This window comes from Synechococcus sp. OH30 (assembly GCF_047462175.1).
Taxonomy (GTDB): Bacteria; Cyanobacteriota; Cyanobacteriia; order Thermostichales; family Thermostichaceae; genus Thermostichus.
Genome location: NZ_JANSIP010000005.1, coordinates 78,328 through 99,559 on the forward strand (window position 1 = coordinate 78,328; position 21,232 = coordinate 99,559).

The 21,232-nt window shown below is 57.9% G+C and carries 17 protein-coding genes; 10 read left to right on the forward strand and 7 right to left on the reverse strand.

Going from position 1 to position 21,232, the window contains the following annotated elements:
• The first annotated feature begins 64 nt into the window (after positions 1 to 64).
• From NW830_RS07445 to NW830_RS07455, 3 genes are read left to right on the forward strand one after another with little or no spacing between them, the layout of a single operon-like run.
• The gene (locus tag NW830_RS07445) at positions 65 to 2,560 is read left to right on the forward strand and encodes a dynamin family protein (protein ID WP_414361384.1); all 2,496 of its coding nucleotides are present in this window, start codon (positions 65 to 67) and stop codon (positions 2,558 to 2,560) included.
• Entirely contained in the window at positions 2,553 to 3,188 is a 636-nt protein-coding gene (locus NW830_RS07450) for a hypothetical protein (protein ID WP_414361382.1), read from the forward strand. The genes NW830_RS07445 and NW830_RS07450 overlap by 8 nt, the downstream gene beginning before the upstream one ends.
• A gap of 23 nt (positions 3,189 to 3,211) precedes the next feature.
• Entirely contained in the window at positions 3,212 to 4,414 is a 1,203-nt protein-coding gene (locus NW830_RS07455) for a hypothetical protein (RefSeq protein ID WP_414361380.1), read from the forward strand.
• A gap of 5 nt (positions 4,415 to 4,419) precedes the next feature.
• On the opposite strand, the gene NW830_RS07460 is transcribed toward NW830_RS07455, so the two are convergent.
• The 3 genes from NW830_RS07460 to NW830_RS07470 form a co-directional block, all read right to left on the reverse strand.
• Entirely contained in the window at positions 4,420 to 5,547 is a 1,128-nt protein-coding gene (locus NW830_RS07460; RefSeq protein WP_414361378.1) for an FtsW/RodA/SpoVE family cell cycle protein, read from the reverse strand.
• Complete coding sequence (gene murD, locus NW830_RS07465) at positions 5,492 to 6,901, reverse strand: UDP-N-acetylmuramoyl-L-alanine--D-glutamate ligase (RefSeq protein ID WP_414361376.1); 1,410 nt, start codon at positions 6,899 to 6,901, stop codon at positions 5,492 to 5,494. Before murD ends, NW830_RS07460 begins: the two co-directional genes overlap by 56 nt.
• A gap of 73 nt (positions 6,902 to 6,974) precedes the next feature.
• Positions 6,975 to 7,670: a type 1 glutamine amidotransferase gene (locus tag NW830_RS07470; RefSeq protein ID WP_414361374.1), complete on the reverse strand. Its 696-nt coding sequence runs from the start codon at positions 7,668 to 7,670 to the stop codon at positions 6,975 to 6,977.
• Positions 7,671 to 8,287: 617 nt separating this feature from the next.
• On the opposite strand from NW830_RS07470, the gene NW830_RS07475 reads away from it, so the two are divergent.
• Positions 8,288 to 12,250 (forward strand): magnesium chelatase subunit H, encoded by a 3,963-nt coding sequence (locus tag NW830_RS07475; RefSeq protein ID WP_414361372.1) that lies wholly within the window; start codon positions 8,288 to 8,290, stop codon positions 12,248 to 12,250.
• 381 nt (positions 12,251 to 12,631) lie between these two features.
• On the opposite strand, the gene gatC is transcribed toward NW830_RS07475, so the two are convergent.
• The 3 genes from gatC to NW830_RS07490 all read right to left on the reverse strand — a co-directional run bounded on the left by gatC (position 12,632) and on the right by NW830_RS07490 (position 13,876).
• Complete coding sequence (gatC, locus tag NW830_RS07480) at positions 12,632 to 12,925, reverse strand: Asp-tRNA(Asn)/Glu-tRNA(Gln) amidotransferase subunit GatC (RefSeq protein ID WP_414361370.1); 294 nt, start codon at positions 12,923 to 12,925, stop codon at positions 12,632 to 12,634.
• A 62-nt stretch (positions 12,926 to 12,987) separates the two neighbouring features.
• Complete coding sequence (locus NW830_RS07485; RefSeq protein WP_414361368.1) at positions 12,988 to 13,509, reverse strand: photosystem I assembly protein Ycf3; 522 nt, start codon at positions 13,507 to 13,509, stop codon at positions 12,988 to 12,990.
• A 67-nt stretch (positions 13,510 to 13,576) separates the two neighbouring features.
• A complete protein-coding gene (locus NW830_RS07490) occupies positions 13,577 to 13,876 on the reverse strand; it encodes a chlororespiratory reduction protein 7 (protein WP_414361366.1) in 300 nt (99 codons plus the stop codon).
• Between the two features lie 102 nt (positions 13,877 to 13,978).
• Between NW830_RS07490 and trpS the strand changes: the two genes are divergently transcribed.
• On the forward strand, positions 13,979 to 14,974 hold the full coding sequence (gene trpS / locus NW830_RS07495) for a tryptophan--tRNA ligase (RefSeq protein WP_414361364.1): 996 nt from the start codon (positions 13,979 to 13,981) through the stop codon (positions 14,972 to 14,974).
• Positions 14,975 to 15,128: 154 nt separating this feature from the next.
• On the opposite strand, the gene NW830_RS07500 is transcribed toward trpS, so the two are convergent.
• Positions 15,129 to 16,115: a DMT family transporter gene (locus NW830_RS07500; protein WP_414361362.1), complete on the reverse strand. Its 987-nt coding sequence runs from the start codon at positions 16,113 to 16,115 to the stop codon at positions 15,129 to 15,131.
• 86 nt (positions 16,116 to 16,201) lie between these two features.
• Here NW830_RS07500 and truB point away from each other — a divergent pair, with 86 nt between their 5' ends.
• The 5 genes from truB to NW830_RS07525 all read left to right on the forward strand — a co-directional run bounded on the left by truB (position 16,202) and on the right by NW830_RS07525 (position 21,220).
• Positions 16,202 to 17,101 (forward strand): tRNA pseudouridine(55) synthase TruB, encoded by a 900-nt coding sequence (gene truB / locus NW830_RS07505; RefSeq protein ID WP_414404631.1) that lies wholly within the window; start codon positions 16,202 to 16,204, stop codon positions 17,099 to 17,101.
• 138 nt (positions 17,102 to 17,239) lie between these two features.
• Positions 17,240 to 17,743, forward strand: coding sequence for an allophycocyanin subunit beta (apcB, locus tag NW830_RS07510; RefSeq protein ID WP_414361358.1), 504 nt, complete (start codon positions 17,240 to 17,242; stop codon positions 17,741 to 17,743).
• A 210-nt stretch (positions 17,744 to 17,953) separates the two neighbouring features.
• The gene (locus tag NW830_RS07515) at positions 17,954 to 18,955 is read left to right on the forward strand and encodes a zinc-dependent alcohol dehydrogenase family protein (protein WP_414361356.1); all 1,002 of its coding nucleotides are present in this window, start codon (positions 17,954 to 17,956) and stop codon (positions 18,953 to 18,955) included.
• Positions 18,956 to 18,988: 33 nt separating this feature from the next.
• Complete coding sequence (locus NW830_RS07520) at positions 18,989 to 19,558, forward strand: hypothetical protein (protein ID WP_414361355.1); 570 nt, start codon at positions 18,989 to 18,991, stop codon at positions 19,556 to 19,558.
• A gap of 48 nt (positions 19,559 to 19,606) precedes the next feature.
• Positions 19,607 to 21,220 (forward strand): AAA family ATPase, encoded by a 1,614-nt coding sequence (locus NW830_RS07525; protein WP_414361353.1) that lies wholly within the window; start codon positions 19,607 to 19,609, stop codon positions 21,218 to 21,220.
• The last annotated feature ends 12 nt before the right edge of the window (positions 21,221 to 21,232 follow it).

Consider the following 21,232-nt stretch of genomic DNA (forward strand, 5'->3'; position numbering starts at 1 on the left):
GAAACGAACGACGGTATCAGCAAGATGGATATAATGCCAGCGAAGCGGCTTGAGAACTGCCGACATGTCATCTTCAACCCTCTTTGATGGAGCGCGTTACAGCCTTGACTCTCCGGATCCCTCGGTAGCCTTGCAAACCGCGAAAGACTCCCTATTTGCCCTGGGCAACCTCATTGCTGGGATCGTTAACGAATACCACGACGTAGTCAGCAACTCCGTGCTGCTGGAGAAGCTGGAAGCCTTTCGGGTTGTCTACGAAGAGGCCGATGCCCGCCTGCGGAAGCCCTCCTTCCGGATTGCCACCATTGGCACCACCTCTTCAGGCAAGTCCACCATTGTCAACGCTCTCATTGGTCGGAAAATCGCGCCTATCGAGGCCCAGGAGATGAGTGCCGGAATCCTACGGATTAGGCACGGCGAGCGGAGCAAGCTAGTTATCCACAATACAAAAGGAGCCACCTGGGAGTGCGGCACCTGGGAAGACCTGAGGGACGAAGAGATCTACAGCAGGCTCAAGCTGACAATGGAGGCTTACCACCAAGAGCGGCGAAAGAAGAGGAAGAAGGAGGATGAAGCCGAGGTAGTCATCCCTCAGATAGACGTTGAGTGTCCGCTCCTTCCTGTCAGGGCTTCTTCTCTGTTAAACCTGCCTGAGGGCTTACAGGTTGAGATTTATGACTTGCCTGGCCTGAACTCAATCCAAGATAGAACAAGCCTCAGGATCATCCAAGAGCATGTCAGCAAGTGCTTTAGCCTCGTTGCACTGGATTACTCTCAGACAGATTGGCAAAGACGAGAAGCCCTCTTGAGAGAGCTAAAGGATGTTGTGGAGTTTCTCCGAGGTCAAACCAGCTTGATGATCTTCTTGCTCAATAGGGTTGACATGCGAAATCAAACCGACAACCCTCTAGAGCAAAAGGTCGAGGAGCTGAGAGAGGAAATTAAGGAGATTCTGGATCTTCCAGAGCTGCCTTTTATCATTCCGCTCTCTGCTAAGGCGCTCTTCTATGCCCAATGTGCCTGGGGAGCCAACTCTTCCGAAGGATCGGATGTGGATCCCAGTACTAGACAATGGATGCTCAGCGCTCTTTTTGAAGACTGTGCTAATCTCATCAAGGCTTCTACAAGAGGTGATAGGGAGCTGAAGTCTTGGATAGCAGACCTTGAAAACAAAGTCGAGGAAGGGCAGGCAATATCTGACAATGACACTAGGCTCTTGCTTGGCTACATCCGAGAGTGGAGCGGCGGCAACTTGCTATGGAGGGCATTGCGAGAAAGGATTCAAGCAGACACTGCAAGAGTTGTTATTCTCCCGGCAGTGCTACAAGTGATCAACTCAGCTAGAGAGATTAGCAGTGCCCTAGATGTCATAATCAATACAAGACGAATTCAGACGCTAGAGGAAGTAGATAGGCAAAGAAAATATATTCAAGAGAGACAAGAGCAATGCAAGGAAGCAATCAATCAAGTTGCCCAATCGTTTATCGCTGACATTACAGACTTACTCAACCAAGTTGCCAGTGCTAGTGGCACTCCTGAGTCCCTATCAAAGATTGAGGAGGAAGCCAGAAAGAAGGGCTGGCAGGGGTTTCCCGATTTTATTGACTTTGTGGACGAGCAAGTTAAAGATTTGATTAATAAAATCATTGCTCCAGTTCGAGATGCACTCAAGCAAGAAATTGGTGTTTATCCGCTAGAAGATTCTCTGAAAGAAGTGATCCCTGCTCACATTGCCAACCTCGTTGCTAGATCTTGCGACATGACACTCAGAACGTTGAGGGATTGTGAGTGTCAGGGAGACAGCCTGATTCTGAGAGTACCTGTTGAGGAGAAAACCAAAAAGCCTCATGAGAAGATAGAAAGAGCTGAGCGCGCTGTTTTAGCTCTCTACCAATCGGTTAGGGACGCTCTCGAACATAGGGCCGAGTTTCTGTTACAGGCGAAGGCTCAAACTTTTGAGAGATTTGCGAACTCATTGATCTCTCAGCTTATTGCAAACCTTATTGGAGCCGTTGAAGAAATCCTCACAGTCTCTGAGGAAGATAAGCTAGGGATCCAGGAATTGATTCAAACTGGCGTTAAGCTGAGAAGCGAGCCCTTGCGCCTTACGCAAGATGTCTTTCTCTTTAATAAAAGAGCAAAGATAGAGACTACAAAGAAGGACAAAACTACAATAGTCGAGGAGCCTAGATCTTGCTTTGGAGGCAAGAAGTACAAGATAGCTAAAGTTGGGACGGAGTTCTATCAACAGCTAATTGTACCCAGCTTCGATAAGATGGCTGAGGAGTGGTCAAGCGGAGCAGATGCTGGTAAGCGAAAATTGTGGCAAGTTCTGAAAGAATGGATCATTGGTTACATGGAAGAACTAAGAGAGGCTACTCAAGAATTGGTCAGAAAGGCGCTTGATCTTTCTATGGATGAGCTAGAGAGGCAAAGGAAGGTGATTGATGAGAACCTTAGCCAAGCGGTAGCCATGGCCAAAGATCTGGAAAATAGGAAGAATGCAATTGAAAGCCATATTCAGACCTTGTCTCGCATAGGGAGTGGAAGTGATGAGTGAGAACGACAAAGAGCAGAGACAGCTTCTTAGGCTAGCTGCTGTAATGATTGTAGCTATCGTCGGTGGTGCTGTTTGGGGGCCAGGGTGGGCTGTTGTTGTAGCATTACTTTTGCTTGTAGCAAGTTCGCCTTTGCTTGTAGCAAGTTCGCCCGAAAATTTGCCCGAACCCAAACCTTCCGAACGCGAAAGTTCGGTCGTGCTAGCCTCGCCCGAAAATTTGCCCGAACCCAAGCCTTCCGAACGCGAAAGTTGGGTCGTGCTAGCCTCGAGGGCTAGCCAGTTTCGCGAATACTTTTCTCACCTTTTTCCCGGACAAAAAATAACAGAGAAGAATGTGTGTGAGCTTCTGTATAAAAACTCAAAGTATATCTGGAGAGGCACACAGAAAGAGTTTGAGGCTCTGAAAGAGGAAGTCGAGAAGTTTCTGGCTGAAAATCTCAATGATGAAAGTGCTTTTTATCTAGTGGCTCTCGAAGCTGACGAGGAGCTTCCTGGACTTCGCAAAGATGCGAGTCCTCTTGAGCGAAGGGATGCGTTTCTGGCTCTAGCCGGTAAAGCAAAGATTGTCTGGATTTCCCCCCCATTGCATTTGAACTCCTTTGCCAACAAGGGTTTCTACCTTGTGTGACCGGAACTTTGGGAGCGTAAGTCATGCTCATTCCAACTCTCCTTTTTGCTTCTCCTTCGATTGTCAGTGGCCTTTTGGATGGATCCCTGGTTCGCTACGGTGGCGTTGTTCGAGAAGCTGCCACGGGTCGCATCGTCAAGCATTTGGCCGAAGCTCCTGGCCTGACCAGCTTGCTGATGAATGCGCCGGTATCTCCTGAATCCGTGATTAATGCCCTTGGTCACCAAGCCACTCATCGAAAGCTTGAGGTTCTGCAGCAGACTGCCACCAAGATTTTGGGGCTTTCTCAGGTAGCTGCTGGCGCTAGCGTTTTAAACCTGGGGGTTAGCGCTATTGGCTTTACCTACATGCATTTCCGCCTGAATCAGTTGCAAGACTCTATTGCCCGCCTAGAGAAGATTGTTAGGGAAGGGATCCAAGACATCCAGCAAAAGCTAGATACACTTTCCGACCAACTGGCCTATTTGCAAGCTTTGGCCGTTCAGAGTAGAGCCGAAATCCTATTGGCTATCTCCAATTTGCAGCGTGCCCTTTTCATCCAAAGTCTTGCCAAGCTGCAGGCGGAGCTGGTTAGTTTGCACCGATTCCCGGAGGCTTCTCCTCGCGATGCCCTTAAGGCGCTGGCGGAAGCCCGCATTTTTTTCTCCGACCAAGCCCATCAGATCCCTGTTGAGCGCCAGGCCCACTGCCTACTGCTTGGCGATATTGCCCTCAAGGGTTGGGCAGTTTCCCTAGCGGCGGAATCCCAGCTTCTGCTTAAGCATGGGTACCTGCAAGATGCCGTCGATGCCCTGGACTTCGAGGTTCCTCGTTTCCGGGAACTAAGCGAAAGGTGGTGTGCCGCTCTCTTGCCAGCGGATCGACCTCAGCTCCGGACGGCCTATACGTACAAAGCTCCCGGCTTTGCTGGCCGCATCTCTAGCGAGCGCATCCAGCGCATTGCTCGTCTTTCCCCATTTGATCGAGCGCTTACACCGGAGCAGCGCTTCCTTAGGGAAAAGAATCTTTCTGTCGAGTTTCAGATGACCTACTTCCAAGAGCTGGACAAGTCTTGGTACCTTTCTCAAGCGGCTTTAGCTGAATACTTAGACACCCTCAGCGAGCTCACGGAGCGCCTTGAAAGTCTCCAGTCTTTTGCTCGCCTCTGTCGGGAGCTTAACCAGGCGGATCCGTACCGGTTGATCCCTTCTGAACCCCAAAGTCTCTATCTACTGGCTGCCGAGTAAAGTGGTCAGCCCACCTCGCGGGCAGCCCGCACCAGCAGTCCCGCCATAATTAGTCCAGAGAGAGTTGAGCTGCCGCCGTAGCTAAACAGCGGCAAGGGCACCCCTGTAGTTGGCAGCAAGCCAGTGACCACGCCGATATTCAGCAGTGCCTGCCCCACCAAAAACATCAAACAGCCACAGGCCACCAGCCGCGTGGGCAGGTCGAGACAGCGCCGCATGACCCGCAAGCTTACCCAGGTGTAGGCGCTCAATAGCCCTAGAAAGAAGAGGGATCCCACCAGGCCAAACTCTTCTGCATACACCGCAAAGATGAAATCCGTGTACTGGATGGGCAAGTAGAACAGCTTTTGCAGAGAAAGGCCATAGCCTTTGCCCCACCAGCCCCCTGAGCCAATAGCCAAAAGGCTTTGCACCAACTGGTAGCCATCCCCTTGGGCATTCCCCCAGGGATCCAAAAAGGCAAGGATGCGCCGCCGCTGGTAGTCTTTGCTGAGAATGCTCACCACAGCCGCCAGGATCCCCAGTCCTGCTGTAGCCAAGAGGGTAAAAACGGGGAGCCCGGCAGTCCAGGCCATGACCCAGAGGGTAAGGCCGCAGATGGCGGTGGTGCCCAAGTTGGGCTGGAGGAGGATCCCTAGCAGCGCCAAAGCAAAGAGCCCAACCCAGACGCCGCGAAACCAGGCGGGGTAGTAAAACCAACGGCCAAACACCCAGGCCCCCTGCAGCACCAACAGAGGCTTGAGCAATTCCGAAGGCTGGATGACCACCGGGATCACCTTCAAATCCAGCCAGCGGCTGGCATCCAGGCGGGAAACCCCCAGCCCCGGCACCTGGGTAGCCCAGACTAAGCCAATGCCCAGCAGACAGAGGATCCCGGCCCAGGGGAACCAGCGCCGCAAAGGGATGTGCACTAGAAGTGCGAAGCAGGCCAGCCCCAGCCCTGCCCAGAGCAACTGGCGCTTAAAGAAATAGAGGCCATCGCCAGTAGTCTGCTGCGCCACCGGGTAGGAGGCCGAAAACAGCATCATCAAGCCCGCCGCCAGCCAAACCAGCGTCAGCCAGCGCAGCCAGCGCGCTTCAGCATTCCAGGGATCCCACAAGGGCTTGGCAACAGGCGCGGAAGTGGTGGCCACGGTGCTCGAAGCTGGGGTACTGGTCAAAGCTGGCACAAGCGGGCGACAGCAAAACGGTAATGGGCCGAGCGGGATCCGCCAGGGCTTGCGCTAGGGAGCAAGCGGCTGCAAAGGCCCTTTCCACCGCTACCTCTAGAGTTGGCAGGATCTCGACGTCAGTATAGCGGATTGCCCGGAGAGCCTGGGCCAGGGCAGGAGCAGCCTCCCCAATGAGCAACACGCGGGCCACCTTAGCCTGAATAAGCCGCAGCCAGGCCGAGGGATCCCCCTGTTTGGCCCTTCCACCGGCAATGAGGATGATGGGCGGGGAGAGGGCGTTGAGGGCCACCCAGCCGGCCTCGTAGTTGGTGGCCTTGCTGTCGTTGACAAAGCGGATGGGGGTGGATCCCACCTGGATTTGGGCTACCCGCTCCAAGCGATGGGGCATGCCAGCAAAAGAGCGGATGGCTCCCTGAATGGCAGTGTTAGGGATCCCGGCCAGATGGGCAGCTGCTGCCGCCAAGAGCAAGTTCTGCAAGTTGTGAGGACCAGGGCAGCGCTCGGCAAAATCCTCCAGCTCCGCCACCGCTTCCCCCTGGATGTAAAGGGTGCTCCCCCGCAGGAAGACATCCGCTTGCGGATCTTGCAGGGAAACCCAGTAGGTGTTTTCCCAGTCTCGCCGCCGGCGAAAGAGGTAGGGATCCTCGCCGTTGACCACCCGCCACTGGGCCCGCTCCAGCAGCCGCGCCTTAAAGCCGGCGTAGCGCTCCAGGGTGCCGTGCCGCTCTAGGTGATCGGGGGTGAAGGTGGTCCATACCCCAATGCGGGGTGGGCTGCCAGGGGAGCTCTGCATCAGACGGCTGCTGGCCTCCAGTTGGTAGCTGCTTAGCTCTGCCACGATCCAATCCGGCCGCCGCTGCCCTTGCCAGGTCTCCAGCGCCACCTGAGACAGAGGTAAGCCAATGTTGCCGCAGGGGATCCCTTCTAGCCCTGCCGCTTTGAACATCTCCGCCACCAGGGCCGTGGTGGTGCTTTTGCCGTTGGTGCCCGTGATTCCTACCCAAGGCAGATGCTCAAGGAACTGCCAGGCCAGCTCCGCCTCTCCCACCACCTCGATCCCTTGCCGACGCGCCTCTTGCAGCAAGGGGTGATCCCAGGCAATGCCCGGGCTGACCACCACCTGCTCCACTCCCGGCAGCAGTTGAAAAGGCTGGCCCAAGTGGACAGGGATCCCTTCTTGTTCCAGCTCTGCCTGCCGTTGCCGCAAGAGCTCCGAATCCTGCTCGTCCCAGACCCACACCTCTTTTCCTTGGGCCCGCAGCAGCCGTGCAGCCGACCAACCTGCGATCCCCAGTCCCAAAACCTGATGGCCCACGTCTATCCCCTTGGAACTTTGGCTTGCAGATGCATCTTACGGCTCTGGCCACCCTCTAGAGCGCGGCGCGGGGCTAGGGATCGGAGCGACAGAGAAAGGAGAGCACCTCGCCCATGAGACGGTTTATGGCTTGGTACTTCTCAGGGGGAGCTGAGAGGATCTCTGCTTCCGACTGCACATAGGTAGATGGCAATAACTCGTCGCGGCAGTGGGAGACAAGCCCCTGCACCAATTCTGGCGTGGTTTCCAAGTGAAACTGGAGGCCAATCACTGAACGCCCAAGCTGAAAGGCCTGGTTCTCACAGCCTTCGCTTTTGGCAAGGTGAAGTGCACCAGGGGGCAGCTCGAAGGTTTCCCCGTGCCAGTGAAAAACCTCAATCGAGGGCGGAAAAGGAAAGGCCAGCTCGTTCGCTGGTTGGATCCCTTGCACGGGCCACCAGCCTATTTCCTTAACACGATTTGGAAACACGCGGCTACCCATTGCGCTGGCAATCAGTTGCGCCCCCAGACAGATGCCCAAAATGGACTTGCCGGCCTCGATGGCATTGCGGATAAACTCCTTCTCCTGCACCAGCCAAGGGAACGCGCTTTCGTCATTGGCACTCATGGGGCCACCCATGACGATGAGCATGTCAAATTCATCCAGGCTCGGCAATCTTGTCGATTCAAAGAACTTTGTGCCCGTTACAGGGTATCCCTTGGCTTTGAGCCAGGACTCTATGTAGCCGAGACCTTCAAACGCCACATGTTGTAAGTAATGGGCCCGCATGCTGATTTCAATGACTAACCCCCTAGCCTAGCACAGCTCCTGTGGCTTCCTTGCTGGCAGTGTTTCCGAGACTAGGAGACTAAGTCTTCTAGGACTAAGTCTGGGATGAAATTATACAAGTTAGCCAACCTTTGTACTCACGCGGAAGTTTGCCCAACAGAAGGACGGGAAGTGGTTTTCCTGGCCTCTGAAAGTAGATAACTCTCTAGTGAACTTGCTGACTGCCTCAGACTGCAAGCCTCAACCGCTAGCTCATTTCAAGGTTATTGGGGTACGCAGAAACTGGGCGCTGGCCAGGAGGACTCCCTAAAGCTTTTAGAGAAGGCCGCTATGATGGCCTAAAAAGGTTGCAATTTCCAACAGTAAATAGAGTGAGGAAAGCCTCGATTCTACCTCGTAGGGTGCAAGAGAGCCGCACTCGGCTCTTCCGGGGCCATATCCTTGGGCTTTTGCCAAGAGGAGAGCCCCCCTTTGCAATTATTGCGAATTGTTACGAGACTGGCGTCATGCCCCCGGCAGGGATCCAGTTCTCTGGTAGAACGGGAAACAGGTGCTAGGGAAGAATGCCCATTCCCGGCCTACTTGCTTTTTGGCGTTGCAGGACGGAGAGCGACCGCATGTTTACTCTGGTTAAGCCCATCACCCGCCACGTGGCCCCTGCTGAGCTGGGGGGACGCCGACTGATGAAGGTGGTGTACGTGGTGTTGGAGCCGCAGTATCAGAGTGCCCTGACGGCGGCAGTCCAGCGCATCAACGCCCACAACCCCAAGCTGGCAGTGGAGCTGTCTGGGTATCTGGTGGAGGAGCTGCGGGATCCCTCGGGGTATGAGGCTTTCCAGCGGGATCTGGAGACGGCCAATGTCTTTATCGGCTCCTTGATCTTCATTGAGGACATCGCCCAGAAGGTAGTACAGGCAGTAGAACCCCTGCGGGAGCGGCTGGATGCAGTGGTGGTGTTCCCCTCCATGCCGGAGGTGATGCGCCTTAATAAGCTGGGATCCTTTTCCATGGCGCAACTGGGCCAGTCCAAGAGCGCCATTGCCCAGTTCATGCGCAAGCGCCAACAGGGATCCAACTTCCAAGAGGGGATGCTAAAGCTGCTGCAGACCCTGCCCAAGGTGCTGAAGTACCTGCCCTTTGACAAGGCCCAGGATGCCCGCAACTTCATGCTTAGCTTCCAGTACTGGCTGGGCGGATCCCGCGAGAACCTGGAGAACTTTTTGCTGATGCTGGCGGATCGCTACCTGCCGGGGATGCGGGGACAGCTCTCCTTTGCCGAGCCAGTGACCTATTTGGAGATGGGCATTTGGCATCCCCTAGCGCCGCAGATGTTTGCCAGCCTGGCGGAGTATTGGGATTGGTACAATGCCCGCGAGGATCTGCCAGAAGACGTAAAGGATCCCTTGGCTCCCTGCGTGGGGTTGGTGCTGCAGCGCACCCACCTGGTGACGGGGGACGATGCCCACTACGTGGCGATGGTGCAGGAGCTGGAGTCGCGGGGGGCACGGGTGGTGCCGGTGTTTGCCGGCGGCTTGGACTTCTCCAAGCCGGTGAACGAGTTTTTCTGGAACGAGCAGAAGACAGCCCCAATTGTGGATGTGGTGGTGTCCCTAACCGGCTTTGCCCTAGTGGGGGGCCCGGCGCGGCAGGATCACCCCAAGGCTGTGGAGACGCTGCAGCGGTTGAATCGCCCCTACATGGTGGCCCTGCCCTTGGTGTTTCAATCCACCGAGGAATGGGCTGCTAGTGACTTAGGCCTGCACCCGGTGCAGGTGGCGCTGCAAGTTGCCATTCCTGAGCTGGACGGGGCCATCGAGCCAATCATCCTCTCGGGGCGAGACGCCGTCACCGGCAAAGCCCATGCTCTGCAGGATCGGATTGAGCTGATTGCAGCGCGGGCCCTCAAGTGGGCCAATCTGCGGCGCAAGCCCAAGCTGGAGAAGAAGATCGCCATCACTGTCTTCAGCTTCCCGCCAGACAAAGGCAATGTGGGGACAGCAGCCTACCTAGATGTGTTTGCCTCCATCCACCGCGTCATGCAGGCCCTGGCCAACAACGGCTACGACCTGGGGCCAGAGCTGCCCAAAACACCGCAGGAGTTGATGGAGTCCATCCTGCACGATGCCCAGGCCCAGTACGCCAGCCCAGAGTTGAACGTGGCTGCCAAGCTGTCGGTGCGGGAATACGAGGCCCTGACCCCCTATGTCAAAGCCATTGAGAAATATTGGGGGCCACCCCCAGGGCACCTGAACACTGATGGGCAAAATCTGCTGATTTACGGCAAGCACTTTGGCAACGTGTTCATTGGGGTGCAGCCCACCTTTGGCTACGAAGGGGATCCCATGCGGCTGCTTTTTTCTAGATCGGCCAGCCCCCACCATGGTTTTGCGGCCTACTACACCTATTTGGAGAAGGTGTGGGGAGCCGATGTGGTGGTGCACTTTGGCACCCATGGCTCTTTGGAGTTCATGCCCGGTAAGCAAATTGGCATGTCGGGCGAGTGCTACCCGGATAATTTGATTGGATCCCTGCCCAACCTCTACTACTACGCCGCCAACAATCCCAGCGAGGCCACCATTGCCAAGCGGCGCGGCTACGCTTGCACCATCAGCTACCTGACACCGCCGGCAGAGAATGCCGGCCTCTACAAGGGGCTGCAGGAGCTGCGGGAGCTGATTGGCTCTTACCAAACCCTGCGGGAGGGGGCACGGGGCATTGCCATTGTCAACGCCATCTGTGACAAGGCGCGCCTGGTCAACCTGGATAAGGATGTGGAGCTGCCAGAGGGGGATGCTGCCCAGCTGAGTCTGGAAGAACGGGACACAGTGGTGGGCAAGCTCTACGCCAAGCTAATGGAGATTGAGTCGCGGCTATTGCCCTGTGGTCTGCATGTCATCGGGGCGCCCCCCACGGCAGAGGAGGCCATTGCCACGCTGGTCAGCATCGCCAGCATTGACCGCCCAGAAGAAGGGATCCTTGGCCTGCCTCGCATTATTGCCCAGAGCCTGGGCCGGGATATTGACGAGATCTACCGCAACCGGGATCGGGGGCACCTGGCGGATACGGAGCTGCTGGACCGCATCAACAAGGCCTGCCACAAGGCAGTGGCGGCCCTGGTGCAGGAGCAAACCGACGCCCAGGGGCGGGTCTCCAGGGTGGCCAAGCTCAACTTTTTCAACATGGGACGGCAGGCCCCCTGGCTGGTGGCCCTGAAGGAGGCGGGCTATCCCCAGGTGGATGCGGAGCTACTCAAGCCTTTGTTCGAGTTTTTGGAAGAGTGCCTTAAGCAAATTACGGCTGACTACGAGCTGGGATCGCTGCTGCGGGCCTTGGAAGGGGAGTACATCCCACCGGGGCCCGGCGGGGATCCCATCCGCAACCCCAATGTGTTGCCGACGGGGCGCAACATCCATGCTTTGGATCCCCAGTCCATCCCCACCGCAGCGGCCATCAAGTCGGCGGAGATCGTGGTGGAGCGGCTGCTAGCCCGCGAGTTGAGCGCCAACGGCGGCAGGTACCCGGAAACCATCTCGGTGGTGCTCTGGGGCACGGACAACATCAAGACCTATGGGGAATCGCTAGCCCAGGTGCTGTGTTTGCTGGGGGTGCGTCCCAAGCCGGATGCCCTGGGGCGGGTGAACAAGGTGGAGCTCATCCCCCTGGAGGAGCTGGGGCGTCCCCGCATTGACGTGGTGGTCAACTGCTCCGGCGTGTTCCGGGATCTCTTTGTCAACCAAATGGCTCTCCTCGACCGGGCAGTGAAGCTGGCGGCCCTGGCCGATGAGCCGCTGGAGCTCAACTTTGTGCGCAAGCACGCCCTCCAGCAGGCCAAGGAGCTGGGGCTGACGCTGGAGCAGGCGGCAACGCGGGTCTTTTCCAACGCCTCCGGCTCCTACTCGGCCAACATTAGCCTGGCGGTGGAAAACAGCTCCTGGGAGGACGAGAGCGAGCTGCGGGAGATGTATCTATCCCGCAAGTCCTTTGCCTTTGGCTCGAATCTGCCCAACCAGCAGATGCGGCAGCTTTTTGAGGCCAGCCTAAAGACGGTGGACGTGACCTTCCAAAACCTGGATTCGTCGGAGATTAGCCTGACGGATGTCAGCCACTACTTCGACGCGGATCCCACCAAGTTGGTGCAGAGCTTGCGCCCAGACGGCAAGGCTCCCGCAGCCTACATTGCCGATACCACCACGCCCCATGCCCAGATCCGCACCCTGAGTGAGACGATCCGGCTGGATGCTCGCACTAAGCTTCTCAATCCCAAGTGGTACGAGGGCATGCTCAAGCACGGCTATGAAGGGGTGCGGGAGATTGCCAAGCGGCTGGTGAACACCTCCGGCTGGTCGGCCACGGCAGGTGCGGTGGACAACTGGATCTACGAGGAAGCTAATGAGACCTTCATCAAGGACGAGGCAATGCGCCAGCGGCTGATGAACCTCAACCCCCACTCCTTCCGGCGCATTGTCGGCACCCTGCTGGAGGTGCACGGGCGCGGCTACTGGCAAACTTCCCAAGCCAATATCGAGCGCCTGCAGGAGCTCTATCAGCAAGTTGAAGACCGGATTGAGGGGATTGAGTAGCTAGGCGATCCCGCTAGAGGAGAGCCGAGGCTACGGCGCAGGCTGCAGCATTCCTGCCAAGCGCTCTGCCCTGCTGCGGTGAATAAGGGGCCTCTGGGTAGGCGGCTCCGCTGGCAAGAGGGCAGCTCCCTTGCCGCAGCGGGCCGTAGGCCTTGGAGTTGGGGGTACCCTCCCCCTTAGTGCCGGGGAGAAGCTGGGGTAGTTAGCCGCAGGCAGCCAGTGCAAAGGGTTTGCTGGCCCGGCTGGCTGGGTGGGTAGCTGAGGGAGGAGCAGGCGGCTCTTCACCCACTGGCCCAAGCCTTCTTCTGCTGCTGAGTTGGCCAAAGTCGGCAGGGATCTCACCCTCTAGCCGTAGGGCAGAGGTTAGAAAGAATGCGGCTTTTAGTCTTCCTCCTCCAAAATGCGGGGCACCTTGAAGAACCTGTCAGCGCGGTCGGGGGCGTTAGCCAGGATCCCTTCGACATTGGAGTAGGGCTGCACCTCATCGGGGCGGGTGGGCAGCTCGATATCGAGGACATGGAAGGTAGGCTCTACGCCTTCGGTATCCAGTTCCTGAAGCTGTTCTACGTAGGCCAAAATATCTGCCAGTTGCTGGGTAAACTGGATTTCCTCTTCCTCGGTAAGCTCAAGCCGTGCCAGATGAGCGACGTGGCGTACCTCTTCCCGTGTCAGCATTGTTTCCTTTGCCCTGTGAGCTACCGCTGAGTTTACTGCAGCCAGACCTCAAGGGGGGCAGCTCAATACAGCTCTAGGTTGGCGCGTCCTGTGGTTTTCAGCCAATTTTGGGCCTCGATGTAGTTGTTGGGGGCAATGCGAATGGCGCGGATCCAGTAGCGGGCGGCCTCGTCAAACAGGGCCTCCGCCGTTTCTTCATCCCCAGCTTGCAGACTCTGCTCACCCTTGTGGTGTAGCAAAACGGCAATGTTGTTGAGGGCTGAACAGAGGCGTGGGTTTAGCTCTAAGGCCTGGTGGTAGTACTCCAGGGCTTTGTCCAGGTCACCGGTGCTTTGGTAAATCAAGCCCATGTTGTAGAGAATGTAGCTGCGGTCTTGGTCGTCCTGCTCCAGAGCCAAAGCTGCGCGGTAGTTTTCTAGGGCCTCGGCGTATTCCCCTTCGCTCTGGGCTGCCATGCCGTCTCGGTAGTAGGCAAAGGCTTTCTTCTCGTCCGAACTCACCCCTGGCAGCAACTTTAGGATTAGGTCGGCCATGACCGTGAAAGTTTTGTCAATGAAGTTGTCGTTCTTCATGCTGCGCGGCATGGTTGACCTCCTTTGGAGCCTGGGATAGGACCTACCCTTTTTGCGTTGTACCACGCCCGCGAAGCCTTTAGGTTGAGCCTGGCCCAGAAGAGGCTGAGCGGCGCTTGCTGAGGCGCACCGGGTGCCACTGCACGGTTTCACCAGGAAAGACTTCCAGCTCGCAAGTCGTATCGATGAGCCGTTGGGCCTGGGCTTGGGGAGTGGGGTAGCGGGCCAGATCCGCATCCACCAGGTGGGGATGCTCTTGCAGGAGCTGCACGAGGAACTCCTGCAATTCCTCAGAGCTGAGAAATTGCTCTGGCAGGCCCGGGATCAGCAGCACGTAGTGATTGGCAGAGCGAAGCGGCTCGGGTTGGGGGTCTGACATGGGGTTGAGTTGGGTATCTTAACTTCCATAATGAAGGGCTGCGGCTCTCTTGATATCCTGAAAAAGGCTTTTGTCCGCCCTCTTGTTGGCTTTGAGAGTGCTATGGCCAAGCCGCGCACCTTTTCTGGCATTCAGCCCTCCGGGGAGCTGCACCTGGGCAATTACCTAGGGGCTATTAAAAACTGGGTGGCCGAGCAGGAGCACTATGAGAACTTCTTTTGTATTGTGGACCAGCACGCTGTTACTGTGCCCCAGGATCCCAGGCTGTTGAGGGAGCGCACCCGTTCCCTGTTTGCCCTCTATTTGGCCTGTGGCCTCAAGCTGGAGCATTGCGTGCTGTTTGTGCAGTCCCATGTGCCTGCCCACACGGAGCTGGCCTGGCTGTTTGCCACCATCACTCCCATGAACTGGGCGGAGCGCATGATCCAGTACAAGGAAAAAAAAGAGAAGCAGGGCGAGGAAACGAGCGTTGGCCTGTTTAGCTACCCAATTTTGCAGGCGGCGGATATTCTCCTCTACCAGCCCAAGTATGTACCTGTGGGAGAGGATCAGCGGCAGCACATCGAGCTCTGTCGGGACATTGCCCGCCGCTTTAACGACCGCTTTGGAGAAACATTTGTAATCCCCGAGGCGCTAATTCGCCCGCAGGGGGCGCGGATTATGAGCCTAACGGATGGCACGCGCAAGATGTCCAAGTCGGATCCCTCCGAGTTCAGCCGTATCCACCTGCTGGACGATCCAGATACAATTCGCAAAAAGATTCAAAAAGCTAAGACCGACTCAATCCGCGGCATTACCTTCGACGACCCGGCCCGCCCAGAGGCCCACAATTTGCTGACAATCTACATGCTCACCTCCGGCAAGAGCAAGGAGGAGGTGGCGGCTGAATGTGCTGAGATGGGGTGGGGGCAGTTCAAACCTCTTCTTGCCGACAGTATCATTGCCACTCTCCAGCCCATTCAACAGCGCTACCGGGAGATCGGGAGTGACCCTGACTACCTCCAGCTGCTGATGCGAGAAAATGCTGCCAAGGCTCGCGCCGTGGCCGAGCAAACCCTCCAAAAGGTGCGAGAGGCAATGGGGTTTCTACCCCCTTGAGGGATCCCTCCCCCAGCAACGCAGCCCAGCAGCCCGAGAGAAGAAGCGCCGTCCTTAGAGTCCCCACCTAGAAGCCACCTTGCAGGCTCATCTCTACTGCCAACCCCAATGCTGCTGGCAACTGGCCCTGGAGAGAGCTAGCATCGGGGAGCATTTACTTAGACTCGCCCTCGCCAACTTCAACAGGGCGGGGGGCAAGGATGCCCTTCCAGAGCAGAGGCAGGCGCTCCTGCCATTCCTGCCGGTGGTTGATCCCGTACACGCAGAGCAGGGTGATACCTACCCCCACCCACTGTCGGGGGGTGAGGGTTTCGCCTAGGAGGGTGTTGCCGAAGAAGAGGGCAAACACCGGGGTGAGAAAGGTCAGGGAGCTAAACTCGGTGAGGTTTTCTTGGGAGGCAAAGTAGAAAAACAGGGCATAGGCCACGGCGCTTCCCATCACCGAAGCATAGAGCAAGCCCAGCCAGTGGAGGCCGCTTAGGTGCTGCCACTGCTGGCTTTCTGTGAGCGCCGAAAGCAGGATCAAAGGCAAGCTACCCAGCACCATGTGCCAGCCGGTTGCCAATACTGGGTCTGCCACCTCTGCTACCTTGGGCATCATCACCGTGCCGATGGCCATCGACAGGGAGGCCAGCAACATCCAGCCAACGCCAGGTCCTAGCTGCAGGGATCCCTCCCCTCCCAGGCCAATCAAGCTAATGCCGACCACGCCTAGCCCCAGGCTCAGCCAGCCCAGCGCTCCCAGCCGCTCCCGGTAAAACCAGCTGGCCATCAGAGCTACTGCCAGCGGCTGCGAGTCAATCAACACGGATCCCAAGCCAGCGCCGGTCTCCTGCAGCCCTCGCGCCAAAAAGCCTTGAAAACAGGTGGCGTCCACGAGGGCAAAGGCCAAGACCCACAGCCAGCCCCGCAATCCCTGAGGATGCCAGGGCTGAGAGACGTTAGAGACCCGCCCCTGCCAAAGCCGAAAGGCCAAAACGAGGAGCCCGGCTGGCAACAGCCTCAGAATGGCAATGAAGAGAGGAGTGGTCTCGGAGAGGGCATCTCGCATCGCCACCATTGCCGAACCCCAGAGGAAAAAAGGGGCAATCATCAGCAGGCGTTGCCAGAGAGGCTGAGGTAACGTGTCAGAGTGAGCCATAAGCGCTTCAAACTTGGCCACAGAAGTCAACCCCATGTTAAGCGCTGCGGCAGCCTAGTTACAAATCTTCACTATTGATGCAGAGTATGGGATCCCTAGAGGGCTTTCTCAACCTGGATAAGCCGGCAGGGCTCACCTCCCACGACTGTGTGGCGGCAGTGCGGCGAACCTTGCGCACCCGCCAGGTGGGGCATGGGGGCACCCTGGATCCGGCGGCAACGGGAGTTTTGCCCATTGCCGTGGGGCGGGCGACGCGCTTTTTGGCCTTTCTGCCGGGGGATAAGGTTTATCGGGCAACCTTCCGCTTTGGTCAGCGCAGCAACACTGACGACACCGAGGGGGAGGTGGAGCTGGGATCCCCCTGTCCGCAGCTCAGTCGCGAGCAGGTGGAGGAGTGTTTGCAAAAATTTGTCGGCGAGATTTGGCAGGTACCGCCCCTTTACAGCGCCGTCAAGCGGCAGGGGAAAAAGCTTTATGAGCTAGCCCGGGCGGGGGCAAAGGCTGCCGAACTAGGGCTAGAGCCACGGCGGGTGGTGATTCGGCAGCTGCAGATCCTGGACTGGCGTCCCGGCGAATTCCCGGAAGTGGATCTAGAGATTGCCTGTGGCCCCGGCACCTACATCCGCGCCCTTGCCCGCGATGTGGGGGAAAAACTTGGCTGTGGCGGTTTGATGAGCCAGCTGCGGCGGCTGCAAAGTGGCCCTTTTCGCCTTGAAGAGAGCTGGCCTCTTGAGGGGTGGCAGGGATCCGCCAATCCTGCCGCTGCCCTACTGCCCATTGAGTGGGGCTTTGCTGGCTGGGAGGTGGTCTTGCTCTCACCCCCTGAGGCCCGCCGCTGGCAGCAAGGTCAGGCCATTCCCCTAGATTTTGCCCAGGCTACGGCCAAGAGCGTACGGGTAAAGAGCGAGCAAGGAACGTTCTTAGGGTTGGGACAATGGCAAGGCAGACTGCTTAAGCCGCTACGGGTGCTGTTGCCGGATCCCTGATTTCCCTGTCGGGGAAGATCCTCCGTGTGATAGACTGCGGGAGAGCCAACCAAGGGCGGAAAACGCCTCAGGGATCGGTCCTGAGGGGGGGAGGCTTGACCTAGCTCTTTGAGACGCCACAAAAACGGAGTTGGGGATATGCGCGATGCCGTAACCACTTTGATCAAAACCTACGATCTGACAGGCCGCTACCTCGATCGGGATGCCATGGAGGCTCTCAGGGCCTTTTACGATTCCGGGTTGCGGCGCATCAAAGCCGTGCAGGTCATCAACCTCAACTCGGTGGACATCGTCAAGACGGCTGCTGCGGCCATGTTTGCCCAAGTGCCGGAGCTGCTCCGCCCAGGAGGCAACGCCTATACCACTCGCCGCTACGCCACCTGCCTGCGGGATATGGACTACTTCCTGCGCTATGCTTCCTACGCCCTGGTGGCTGCCGACAATAGCATTTTGGACGAGCGCGTTTTGGCCGGTCTGCGGGAGACCTACAACTCCCTGGGGGTGCCGATTGCTCCAACCGTCATTGGGATCCAAAACATGAAGCAGCGTGCCCTAGAGCTGCTTGGCACCGACGAGGATTACAGCTTTGTAGCCGAGCCCTTCGATTACATGAGCGCCAAGCTGAGTGAAACCGATATCTAGGCGCTAGTCCTGCTGCGTAGGGGGGTGAGCAAGCTGCAGGCCCTAGCCAACTAGAGAGCTGCCACCCCCTGTAGCGGTGGGGATTCCAAATGGAGGGGGCTTCCTTCCCAGAGGCAGCTCTCTTCGCTTATGCTACTAGCCATTGAGAGCCTCCCTTGCTGGAACCCAAGGGGGGCACCCTGTGGATCCCAGCCAAAAGCCCCGAAAGACATGAAAGCTGTTGTCATGAACGTGCCCGGCGGGCCGGAGGTTCTGCAACTGCAGGAGGTACCTGATCCCCAGATCCGCGGCGAGCGGGAGCTGCGTGTTCGTCTCAAGGCTGCCGGCGTCAACCCCATCGACACCAAGCTGCGGCGGCGGGGCACCTTCTACCCGGAAGAGATGCCGGCCATTTTGGGATGTGACGGCGCTGGCGTTGTGGAAGCGGTGGGGGCCGGAGTGCGGCAGTTTCGGGTTGGAGACGAGGTTTACTTCTGCTATGGCGGCCTGGGCAAGCAGGGGGGGAACTATGCTGAGCTCATCGTGGTGGATGAGCGCTTTGTGGCCCCCAAGCCCAAAACCCTTAGCTTTGCCGAGGCTGCCGCTGCTCCCCTGGTGTTGATTACTGCCTGGGAGGCCCTTTACGACCGGGGGCGGCTGCAGACTGGCCAAAAGGTGCTTATCCACGCTGGCGCCGGCGGGGTAGGTCATGTGGCCATCCAACTGGCCCGCCTGCGGCGATGTGAAGTCGCCACCACCGTGAGCACCCCAGAAAAGGCCGAGTTCGTCCGTTCTCTGGGAGCTAGCCTGCCCATCTTCTACCGCCAGACTGACTTTGTGCGGGCCGTTTTGGACTGGACGGGTGGGGAAGGAGTAGATCTGGCCCTGGATACCGTGGGTGGCCCAGTGCTGGAGCAGACCTTTCCGGCTGTGCGGGTGTACGGCGATCTCGTCACGCTGTTGGCGCCGGCCCCAGAGACGGATTGGCGGGTGGCCCGCGACCGCAACCTACGGGTAGGCTTTGAGCTGATGCTTACGCCGATGCTAAAGAATCTTGTGGCTGCCCAGCAAAATCAGGCAGAGATTCTCAGGCAATGCGCCCGCCTCATCGACCAAGGCCAACTGCGTATCCACCTCAGCCACACCTTTCCGCTGGCCGAAGCTTCTGCGGCCCATCGCTTGCTGGAGCAGGGATCTGTTCTTGGCAAAATTGCCTTAATTATTTCCGATTAGGCCTGCTAAAGGAAGCCGTGGCCGGATCCGCCTATGGCTAATCCTCTCCCCCCTCACCTGTTGGAGAATGAGAGCTTCTATGAGAATGCCCTCTGCTGGCTGGGGCAACCCCAGGCGGCCTATCGGCTGCTGAGCGAAGCAGTTTTTCCGGCCATCTCCTCCTGGGTGCGGGGAGAGGTGGAGAGCTACTCCTTCACGCACTGGCAGCCGGAGGACGTGCGCACCTTTCTTTACCCCGTGGTGGCCCTGGGGGACGAGGAGACGCTTGTCCTTGCCAGTGAGGCCCTGCTTCTCTGTGGCAGCGGCACCTACTACAATCCTTGCGACCTGGCGATTGTGGTGTTTGTGCAGCAGCCCCAAGAGCTGTTTAGCCAACTGATGCAACGCATCCGCCGCACCGAAGCCATCATCACCCGAGGGCCGGAGGTGCGGATGCTCTCCGAACAGGTCAGCCTGGCCAAGCGGGGACGCGACTACATCAACACCAAGTATCTGGTCTGGCCCTACGCCCTTTCTGCTGCTGCTCAAGATACTCTGGTCAAGCAAGGGATCGGCATCATCCGTCTTTCCCCCCTAGAGGCTGCCTTGCCTTTTGGAGACTAGGCGGAGAGCAAGTTGGAGGAAAATAGGGATCCCTTACTGTGGTTTTCCATGGTCACTGCCCACCTGCCGCCCCTCATCAAGGCAATGCTGGAGCCGGGGTTTTACCCCCACCCGGTGCAGGAGCCGATCCAGCTTCTCCAAACCCACATCTCCTATGTTCTCCTGACGGGCGACTATGCCTATAAAGTAAAGAAGCCCGTAGATTTTGGTTTTTTGAACTTCACAACTCTCGAGCGGCGGCGCCACTTTTGCCAAGAAGAGCTGCGCCTGAACCAGCGGGGCGCGCCGGAGCTTTACCTAGAGGTGTTGCCCATTGTGCGCGCCAAGGGCCAGTTCCAGCTTGACGGCAGGGGCGAGCCAGTGGAGTACACCCTCAAAATGCGGCAATTTCCTCAAGAGCAACTCTTTAGCAACCTCCTCGAGCGGGGGGAGCTGACACCAGCCTTGATGGAGGAGCTAGGGCGGGCGGTAGCGGCCTTTCACGCCCAGGCGGCGACCAACGACTACATTCGCAGCTTTGGCCGACCAGAGCGGGTACGGGAGGCCTTTGACGAGAATTACGCCCAGACCCAACGCTACATCGGCGGCCCCCAGACCGCCGAGCAGTACCGAGAGACCCGAGCCTATACGGATGGCTTTTTTGCCGGGCGGCAGGAGCTGTTTTACCAGAGAATCGAGCAAGACCGCATCCGCGAAGGCCACGGGGATCTGCACCTGGGCAATATCTGCCACTGGGAAGGCAAGATCTTGCTTTTCGATTGCATCGAGTTCAACGAGGCCTTCCGCTTTGTGGATACGATGTACGACGTCTCCTATGCGGTGATGGATTTGGATGCCCGCCACCGCCCCGATCTGGGCAATGCCTATTTGAACACCTATTTGGAAGAAACGGGTGACTGGGAGGGACTGAAGATCTTGCCCATTTACCTCAATCGCCAGGCCTATGTGCGGGCCAAGGTCACCTCTTTTTTGCTGGACGATCCTGCTGCCTCGGAAGCTTCCAAAGCCAATGCCTTCCACACTGCCGCCCGCTACTACCGCCTGGCCTGGGAATACACCCTTCCCAAACAGGGGCAGTTGTTTTTGATGGCTGGCCTGTCGGGAGCAGGCAAAAGTACGGTGGCCCGCTACCTGGCCCGGCAGCGGGGAGCCATCCACATTCGCTCCGACGCCGTGCGCAAGCACTTGGCCGGGATCCCTCTGCGGCAGCGCGGGGGGCCAGAGGTGTATACGCCCGAGATGACTGAGAAAACCTACCGCCGCCTAGTGCAGTTGGGAGTGGAATTGGCCCAGGAGGGCTACACCGTCATTCTGGATGCCAAGTTTGACCGGCAAGCGCTGCGCAGCCTGGCGATGGAACAAGCGCAACGGCGCGGCCTCCCGCTGCGTATTCTCTACTGCCATGCTCCTGAGCTCGTCCTCCGGGAGCGTCTGCAGCGGCGCAGCCAGGCTTCTCTGCCCTCTGACCTCTTGGCCTCAGGCATTGGGGAGGGGCGAAGCGTGGCTGACATTGCCGATGCCACTGCCGATCTCCTTGCCCAGCAGCAGGCCCAGTGGCAGGATTTTTCCGAGGGGGAACGGTCTTACCTCACCGTGTTGGACACCAGTCAGGATTGGCAAGCGCAGCTGCAGGAGATCACCAGTGAGCGAGGTAATGGCTGAGGATTTGCGCTT